This is a genomic window from Pseudomonas sp. TWI929 (assembly GCF_039673335.1).
Lineage (GTDB): Bacteria > Pseudomonadota > Gammaproteobacteria > Pseudomonadales > Pseudomonadaceae > Aquipseudomonas.
In genome coordinates this window covers 69377-77317 of sequence record NZ_JBDJLK010000021.1, presented here as the reverse complement: position 1 = coordinate 77317, position 7941 = coordinate 69377, and the positions used below count along the sequence as shown (strand labels likewise).

Annotated in this window: 9 protein-coding genes and 2 tRNA genes; 6 read left to right on the top strand and 5 right to left on the bottom strand. The window is 61.5% G+C overall.

All coding sequences use genetic code 11. The annotated features are described in order from the left end of the window. The first annotated feature begins 239 nt into the window (after positions 1-239). Positions 240-428: a hypothetical protein gene (locus tag ABE456_RS11830; protein ID WP_346644076.1), complete on the top strand. Its 189-nt coding sequence runs from the start codon at positions 240-242 to the stop codon at positions 426-428. Positions 429-432: 4 nt separating this feature from the next. Here the strand turns inward: ABE456_RS11830 and ABE456_RS11825 are convergent, their stop codons facing one another. The 3 genes from ABE456_RS11825 to nhaR form a co-directional block, all read right to left on the bottom strand. Continuing rightward, a complete protein-coding gene (locus ABE456_RS11825; RefSeq protein ID WP_346644075.1) occupies positions 433-1080 on the bottom strand; it encodes a DUF480 domain-containing protein in 648 nt (215 codons plus the stop codon). 170 nt (positions 1081-1250) lie between these two features. Continuing rightward, positions 1251-2462, bottom strand: coding sequence for a serine/threonine transporter SstT (gene sstT / locus ABE456_RS11820; RefSeq protein WP_346644074.1), 1212 nt, complete (start codon positions 2460-2462; stop codon positions 1251-1253). 111 nt (positions 2463-2573) lie between these two features. Continuing rightward, positions 2574-3467 carry a transcriptional activator NhaR gene (gene nhaR / locus ABE456_RS11815; protein ID WP_346644073.1) on the bottom strand — a complete coding sequence of 298 codons (894 nt, stop codon included), beginning with the start codon at positions 3465-3467 and terminating at the stop codon, positions 2574-2576. Positions 3468-3602: 135 nt separating this feature from the next. Here nhaR and ABE456_RS11810 point away from each other — a divergent pair, with 135 nt between their 5' ends. Beyond that, the gene (locus tag ABE456_RS11810) at positions 3603-3842 is read left to right on the top strand and encodes a hypothetical protein (protein ID WP_346644072.1); all 240 of its coding nucleotides are present in this window, start codon (positions 3603-3605) and stop codon (positions 3840-3842) included. Between the two features lie 28 nt (positions 3843-3870). Beyond that, positions 3871-4623 (top strand): TerC family protein, encoded by a 753-nt coding sequence (locus tag ABE456_RS11805; protein ID WP_346644071.1) that lies wholly within the window; start codon positions 3871-3873, stop codon positions 4621-4623. 132 nt (positions 4624-4755) lie between these two features. Here ABE456_RS11805 and ABE456_RS11800 read toward each other — a convergent pair whose 3' ends face one another. After that, positions 4756-4932: a hypothetical protein gene (locus tag ABE456_RS11800; RefSeq protein WP_346644070.1), complete on the bottom strand. Its 177-nt coding sequence runs from the start codon at positions 4930-4932 to the stop codon at positions 4756-4758. A gap of 223 nt (positions 4933-5155) precedes the next feature. Here ABE456_RS11800 and ABE456_RS11795 point away from each other — a divergent pair, with 223 nt between their 5' ends. Then, a complete protein-coding gene (locus ABE456_RS11795) occupies positions 5156-5833 on the top strand; it encodes a peptidase C39 family protein (protein WP_346644069.1) in 678 nt (225 codons plus the stop codon). Between the two features lie 121 nt (positions 5834-5954). Here the strand turns inward: ABE456_RS11795 and ABE456_RS11790 are convergent, their stop codons facing one another. Next, on the bottom strand, positions 5955-7238 hold the full coding sequence (locus tag ABE456_RS11790) for an FAD-binding oxidoreductase (protein WP_346644068.1): 1284 nt from the start codon (positions 7236-7238) through the stop codon (positions 5955-5957). Between the two features lie 202 nt (positions 7239-7440). Here ABE456_RS11790 and ABE456_RS11785 point away from each other — a divergent pair. After that, positions 7441-7517: transfer RNA gene (locus tag ABE456_RS11785), tRNA-Val, on the top strand. 268 nt (positions 7518-7785) lie between these two features. Further along, positions 7786-7862: transfer RNA gene (locus ABE456_RS11780), tRNA-Val, on the top strand. The last annotated feature ends 79 nt before the right edge of the window (positions 7863-7941 follow it).

Here is a 7941-nt window from a genome sequence, read left to right as displayed (position 1 = left end):
GAAGAAGACACCGCGGTGGATGGCACGGGCTTCGCCCGTGTTCGCGGGCAAGCCCGCTCCCACAGGGATCGCGCCAGCTTTTAGAAATTGAGCAAGACAGTTGCTCCCACAGGTACTGCGCAGGTTTTGAAACTGTGAAGCCCCTGTAGGAGCGGCTTTAGCCGCGAAAGGGCCGGCACAAGCAAAGCAATAACTGAAGATGTCTATGATTACTGCAGACATCCTCAGGAATCACACCCATGACCCTGATCAGCCGCGAACCCTGGTGGCTACTCCCCCCCAAGCCCGGGCAGAAAGAGCAGGACCTGCACTGGGGCTACCTGGAAATCTACGCCGACGGCCACACCGTGTTCGTCGACCAGCGCCCCAGTGACCGGGAGCTGGCCGAGCGCAAGAGCTGCCGCAACTTCCCTGACCCCGAGCCGTGACGGCTCAGCCTTCCAGCTCGGCCAGGCGTGCTTCTAGCGCTGCGATGCGGGCTTCAAGGGCTTCAATGCGTTCTTCCGAGACACTGCCGCCACTGCTGCGTGCGCCACCTTCCTGCTGGCGTGCAGCCAGGATTGCCTCGATTTCCGCCGGGTCACCCAAGGCATGGGTGTAGCGGTCTTCACGCTGGCCAGCCTGGCGTGGCAAGTGCAAGGCCAGGTCACGCGAGATCAGGCGCTCCAGCTGGTGCTGGATCTGTTCGGTGTCGTCAAAGTCATGCAAGCGGTTGCTGCGGGTCAGCAGTTCGTTGAGGGTTTGCGGCCCGCGCAGGAACATCAGGCCCATCAGTACCAGCTGTGCCGGCACCAGTTCCAGCGCCTTGTCCACCCGTTGCTCCCAACGGTCGGCCCGGCTGCCCATCTGCAACCGGGTCATGTCCTGCCCCTCGAGGGCACGCAGGGCTTGGCCGACCTGGCCCTGGGTAAGGTTCATCACCGGCTCGCGGCTGGTCTTCTGGTTACAGGCCAGGACCAGGGCATTGAGGGTCAGCGGGTAGCTTTCCGGGCTGGTGGCCTGCTTTTCGATCAGCGAACCGAGCACGCGGATCTCGATGCTGTTGAAGCGGCCTTCACCTGCGGTTTCGTGTTCTGACATGGCCCTGTCTCATTGCTGGGGAAAGGCCATTAGGGTAGGTAAAGCCACCGTGTAAGGCAATTGGGACCTTGTAGGAGCGGGTTCACCCGCGAACACCGGCGAAGCCGGTGCCATCTACCGCGTTGCCTGCTTCGCGGGTGAACCCGCTCCCACAGGCGGCCCCAACAATCTCAAGCGTTACGCCGCTCTTCAGCCTGGCACGCCGCCGCGGTGAACAGCACATCGGTCGAAGAATTCAGCGCTGTCTCGGCCGAATCCTGCAGTACGCCGATGATGAAGCCCACCGCCACCACCTGCATGGCTATTTCGCTAGGGATACCAAACAGGCTGCACGCCAACGGGATCAGCAGCAGCGAACCACCCGCCACACCCGAGGCGCCACAGGCGCACACCGCAGCCACTACGCTGAGCAGCACGGCAGTCGGCAAGTCCACCGGGATACCCAAGGTATGCACCGCCGCCAGGGTCAGTACGGTAATGGTGATTGCCGCACCGGCCATGTTGATGGTGGCGCCCAGCGGGATCGACACCGAGTAGGTGTCTTCATGCAGGCCAAGGCGCTCCGACAGCGCCAGGTTGACCGGGATGTTGGCTGCCGAGCTGCGGGTGAAGAACGCGGTAATGCCGCTTTCACGCAGGCACAGCAGGGTCAGCGGGTAGGGGTTGCGGCGGATCTTCCAGAACACGATCAGCGGGTTCATCACCAGTGCCACGAACAGCATGCTGCCAATCAACACTGCCAGCAGGTGCAGGTAGCCAAGCAGGGCGTTCAGGCCGGATTGGGCCAGGGTGGCACTGACCAGGCCAAAGATGCCCAGCGGGGCGAAGCGGATGACCACGCGCACGATCAGGGTCACGCCATTGGACAGGTCCTCGACCACGGTACGGGTGGTTTCGCCGGCATGGCGCAGGGCCACGCCCAGGCCAATGGCCCAGGTGAGTACGCCGATGAAATTGGCATTGAGCAGGGCGTTGATCGGGTTGTCGACCGCGCTCAGCAGCAGGTTTTGCAGCACTTCGGTGATACCGCCTGGCGCGCTCAGCGTGGCTTCGCCAGTGGTCAGCGCCAGGTTGGATGGGAACAGCATGCTGGCGACCACGGCCACCACTGCTGCGGCAAAGGTGCCCAGCAGGTACAGCCAGAGGATCGGGCGGATGTGGGTTTCCTGGCCGTGACGGTGGTTGGCGATCGAGGCCATGACCAGGATGAACACCAGCACGGGTGCCACCGCCTTGAGGGCGCTGACGAACACCTTGCCAAGGAAGGCCAGGTCGCGAGCGACGGCGGGCGCCAGCAGGGCCAGGGCGATGCCGGCGAGCAGGCCGATGACGATCTGCGTCACCAGGCTGGTGCGGTTGAGGAAACGGAGGACGGGGGTCATGTGCAGCGGGGTCTCGGAATCTGGAAAGGGCGGGACTTTACCATAGAGCCTTGTAGGGCTGTTCCGGCCCTTTCGCGGGTAAGCCCGCAGGGTCACTACAGGCCCTCATGGCTACCAATGAAACAACTCCCGCCGCGCCCCCTCGGTAATCGCCACGATCCCCGGGTGCTTGACCTTGCGCTCCACCGAAATGGCATAGAACGACTCGTGCACAGCCTCGGTCTGCCCGATCAGCTGAACGCCATACTGGCGGCACACTTCCTCGGCAATCACGCTGGGCGCAACGAATATGCCACTGCCCGACTGCCCAAACGCCTGCATCAAGGCACTGTCATCGAACTCGCCCACGATCCGTGGTTGCACCTGCTGCTCGCCCAGCCAGCGCAGCAGACGGCTGCGCACCACGGTTTCCTGGCCGGGAATAAGCAATGGCGCATCCTGCAAACAGGCAGGGAAGGGGCCGCCATGGCGCTGTGCCAACGTCGGGGTGGCGAAAAAGCTCAGCCCGCATTCGCCCAGCTTCTGGCTGTAGCCCTTGATGTCCAGGTGGCTGGGCATGGGGCTGTCGGAAATGACCAGGTCCAGGCGCTGGATCGCCAGGTCGCCCAGCAGCCGTTCGAGCTTGTCTTCGCGGCAGTTGATGCGCAGTACGTCATCCAGCTCCATGGTCGGCGCCAGCAGGCGGTAGACGATGGACTTGGGCACCACGTCGGCCACCCCCACGCGAAACAGGATCTGCTCCTGCGGGCCGGCACGCAGCATGGCTTCCAGCTCGCCGCCCAGTTGGAACATCTGCTCGGCGTAGATCAACGTCTGGCGCCCGGTTTCAGTCAGCTCCAGCTGCCGGCCCACGCGCTGGAACAACTCCAGGCCGTAGGTCTGTTCAAACAGGCTGATCTGCCCGCTGATGGTTTGCGGGGTCAGGTTCAGTTGTTCGCTGGCACGGGCGATGCTGCCGGTCTTGGCCACGGCCCAGAAGTAGTGCAACTGCCGATAGTTGAGCATCTGTGCTTTTCTCGATTCGTGAAAACCGAAGTATAAACGCTGAAAATACGAATTTTCCTGATGTATTGCGCTCTCTAGAATGCGAACCCATCAGGCGCCCTGTGCGCCGCCGGAATTACGACAAGCGAGGACCCCATGTTGCAACTCAAATCCATTGGCACGCCGCTGGTGCTGGCCTTGGCCCTGTTCACCCTGGCGGGTTGCGATCAGGCCGAGAAATCCGCCCAGCAGATGCTCGACCAGGCCGCGCAGTCGGCCAAGCAGGCTATCGACGATACCAACAAGGCTGCCCAGCAGGCGTTGAGCGAAGCCATCGGCAGCGAGGGGCAGAAGCCCAAGGAAGCCGAAAAGAAAGACGAAACCCAGGAAATCTGACCCCAACTGTCGCTGCAGGATTTGAACAATGGAATATTTGCTGGAACTCGCCGCTAGCCCCACCGCCTGGGTTGCCTTGGCTACGTTGGTGGCCATGGAAGTTGTACTGGGTATCGACAACCTGATCTTCATCTCCATCCTGACCAACAAACTGCCGGTGGAGTACCGCTCCAAGGCACGTCGTATCGGTATCAGCATGGCCTTGGTCATGCGCCTTGCCTTGCTCAGCACGGTGGCCTGGATCGTCCAACTGACCGACCCGGTGTTCGAAGTGTTCGGTAACGCCTTCTCGTGGAAGGATGTGATCCTGATTGCCGGTGGCCTGTTCCTGCTGTGGAAGGCGACCAAAGAGATCCACGAAAACGTCGACCCGCACGGTGCCAAGGAAGAAGCCAAGGTTTCTTCGACAGTTACCCTGGGCTTTGCGGCGGCGATCTTTCAGATCCTGCTGCTGGACATCGTGTTCTCGGTCGACAGCATCATCACCGCTGTGGGAATGACCGAGCACCTGCCGATCATGATCATTGCCGTGATCACTGCGGTAATTGTGATGATGGTGGCCGCCGACCCATTGGCCAACTTCATCAATGACAACCCGACGGTGGTCATGCTGGCCTTGGGCTTCTTGATCATGATCGGTATGACGCTGATCGCCGAGGGCTTTGGCGCCCATGTACCGAAGGGTTATGTGTATGCGGCAATGGCGTTCTCGACGGTGATCGAGGTGCTCAACATCCTGGCCCGCCGGGCGCGTTTGAAGCGCGAGGCAGCTGAAGGTTGATGTAAAGGCGGGGGCGCTTTGCGACCCATTCGCGAGTGAACCCGCTCCCACAGGTACTGCGCAGCCTTCAAAGGCAGTGAAGGACCTTGTGGGGGCGGGTTCACCCGCGAATGGGCTCAGGAATTTCTGAAATCAATGCACCCCGGCATGCCGCCGCGCGCGGCGCACAGGTTGTGACTTGGCCGGGGTTTGCGGTGGCAGGTAGTGGTGGGAATGGCGCCGCACGATACGCAGTACACCCCAAAGCATGGCGGCTGCAACGCTTAGCCACATGCCTACCAGCATGAGAATTGCCATGGTCAGGCTCATCTGTGCCTCCATCTCCAAGTGCAGCGCTCGGTCAGCCAGCGCTTGCCTTCCAGACACTGCTTTAGTCTAGCCCTTCGCCGCTGGCGTTCCATTGACCAAAGGTCTATTGCTTGGTCCGATTCGCTCCAAGCCGCTGTCGGACTATACCCGCGCCGCTGTGGGACCTATGATCTGTTGCCAGAGCCGGGCGCTGCCTGCCTGGCGTTGGAACTAGCGAGTGTCCATGCAGCAACATCCCTTCAAGACCGTACCTCGTCGGTTGCTGGCCGCCTGCCTGTTGGCCGCCACCTTGGCCGGTTGTGCCAGTGCACCCCCCGCCAACCTCAAGGGCCTGCCGCAGCGGGTCGAGATCAGCAGCGTGCCGTTCTACCGTGGCAACGCCAACCACAGCGGGGCCATGGCCCTGGCGGCGGTACTGTCGCAACAAGGGGCACCGATCACCCCTGGGTTGCTGGACAAACCGTTGAACCTGCCCCAGGGCGCCGAGGCACTGGACACTGCTATTCCTCGGGTAGCGCGGGACTACGGCATGGTGGTGTACCCGCTGGACAAGCAACTGGACGCGCTGTTGGCCCAAGTGGCGGCGGGCAACCCGGTGTTGCTGCGTTACGAGGATGGTTCGGCCTGGTGGGGCGAGCCACGCTATGCCGTGCTGATCGGTTATGACCGCTACAAGCAGCGAGTGCTGTTGCGCTCTGGCATGCACCGGCGGCAAGTGATGGCGTTCGATGAGTTTGCGTCGGCGTGGGCCAAGCTTGGGAGTTGGGCGGTGCTGGTACAGCCACCATGGCAACTGCCGGCTCAGGTGGATCGCCAACGCTGGTTGCAGGCGGCGGATGAGCTGGCGCGGGCGGGGCAGGAAATTGCGGCGAAGCAGGCGGTGAGTAGCCTGAACAAATAGCTTTATCTGTGCGGGCCCTTTCGCGGTGTGAACCCGCTCCCACAGGGACCCCGCTGCCCTCAGGTCCAGTGATGTTCCTGTGGGAGCGGGTTCACCCGCGAATAGGCCAGGCTTGCTTACATCAGAAGCCCAGGCGGTCGCGCAGGCTGTAGTACCAGGCGCCAATGGCGCTGAACGGTACGCGCAGCATCTGGCCACCCGGGAACGGGTAGTGCGGCAGGCCGGCGAAGGCGTCGAAACGCTCGGCCTGGCCACGCAGGGCTTCGGCCAGTACCTTGCCCGCCAGGTGGGTGTAGGTCACGCCGTGGCCCGAGCAACCCTGGGAGTAGTAGATGTTGTCGCCGATACGGCCAACCTGCGGCAGGCGCGACAGGGTCAGCAGGAAGTTGCCGGTCCAGGCGTAGTCGATCTTCACGTTCTTCAGCTGCGGGAAGGCCTTGAGCATCTTCGGACGGATGATCGCTTCGATGTTGGCCGGGTCACGCGCGCCGTACACTACGCCACCGCCGAAGATCAGGCGCTTGTCGCTGGTCAGGCGGTAGTAGTCGAGCAGGTAGTTGCAGTCCTCGACGCAGTAGTCTTGCGGCAGCAGGGTGCGCGCCAGTTCTTCGCCCAGTGGTTCGGTGGTGATCACCTGGGTGCCGCACGGCATGGACTTGGCAGCCAGCTCTGGCACCAGGTTGCCCAGGTAGGCGTTGCCGGCGACGATGACGAACTTGGCGCGAATCTTACCTTGCGGGGTGTGCACCACCGGGTTGGCGCCACGCTCGATGCGGATGGCCGGGGTTTGCTCATAAATGATGCCGCCCAGCGATTCGACCGCAGCCGCTTCGCCCAAGGCCAGGTTCAGCGGGTGGATGTGGCCGCCGCTCATGTCGAGCATGCCGCCGATGTAGCTGTCGCAGGCAACCACTTCGCGGATGCGCTTCTGGTCCATCAGCTCCAGCTGATTATGGCCAAAACGTTCCCACAGGCGCTTTTGCGACTCCAGGTGGCCCATTTGCTTGCTGGTGAGGGCGGCGAACACGCCACCGTCTTTCAGGTCGCACTGGATGTTGTACTTGGCCACGCGCTCACGAATGATGCGCCCGCCTTCGAAGGCCATATGGCCCAGCAGTTGAGCTTCTTTAGGGCCAACGGTGCGCTCGATGACGTCGATGTCACGGCTGTAGCTGTTGACGATCTGGCCACCGTTGCGGCCCGACGCGCCGAAGCCGACCTTGGCCGCTTCGACGATGCTCACCTTGAAGCCGTTTTCCAGCAGGAACAGGGCGCTGGACAGGCCGGTGTAGCCGGCACCGATGATGCACACATCGGTTTCCACCTCACCCTGCAGCGCCGGACGTGGCGGCACCGGGTTAGCCGAGGCGGCGTAGTAGGACTGGGGGTAGGGGGTGTTAGCCATGCTGCAGGAACCTCGTGTTTTATATTTTTAACGAATGTACCGATGCTATCAATAATAATAAACACCCGCTAGTCGTCCGTTGAAAATCCTTTACTGGGGCCTGCCGCCGCGTCTTTCTATAAAGAGTTTAAGATTCAGTAGGTTAGCGTGAAAAAAACTGTTGACAGGGTTTTTGGAATGCGTAGAATGCGCACCACACGACAGGCACATAGCTCAGTTGGTTAGAGCACCACCTTGACATGGTGGGGGTCGTTGGTTCGAGTCCAATTGTGCCTACCAAATCGAAAAAGGGGTGATCCGCAAGGGTCACCCCTTTTTTCATTGGCATTTTATTCGGCCTGCGGCTGCGGCGCAGCCCAACGCGACGCAAGGGCGCCCATACGCGACGGCGCTGATCTTCCTGGCAACGCAGTCGCTTGTAGGCGCGGCCTTGTGTCGCGAAAGGGGTGCAAAGCACCCCTATGCACAAATCGCGAAAGTTTTTGATTTTTCTCAAAAAAAAGCTTTACAGGTGCGCATTCGATCACTAATATGCGCACCACACGACAGGCACATAGCTCAGTTGGTTAGAGCACCACCTTGACATGGTGGGGGTCGTTGGTTCGAGTCCAATTGTGCCTACCAAATAAAAGTCCCGGCTTCCGGGCATGAAAAGGGCGATCCGAGAGGGTCGCCCTTTTTGTTTTTGGCGCATGGTCACCGC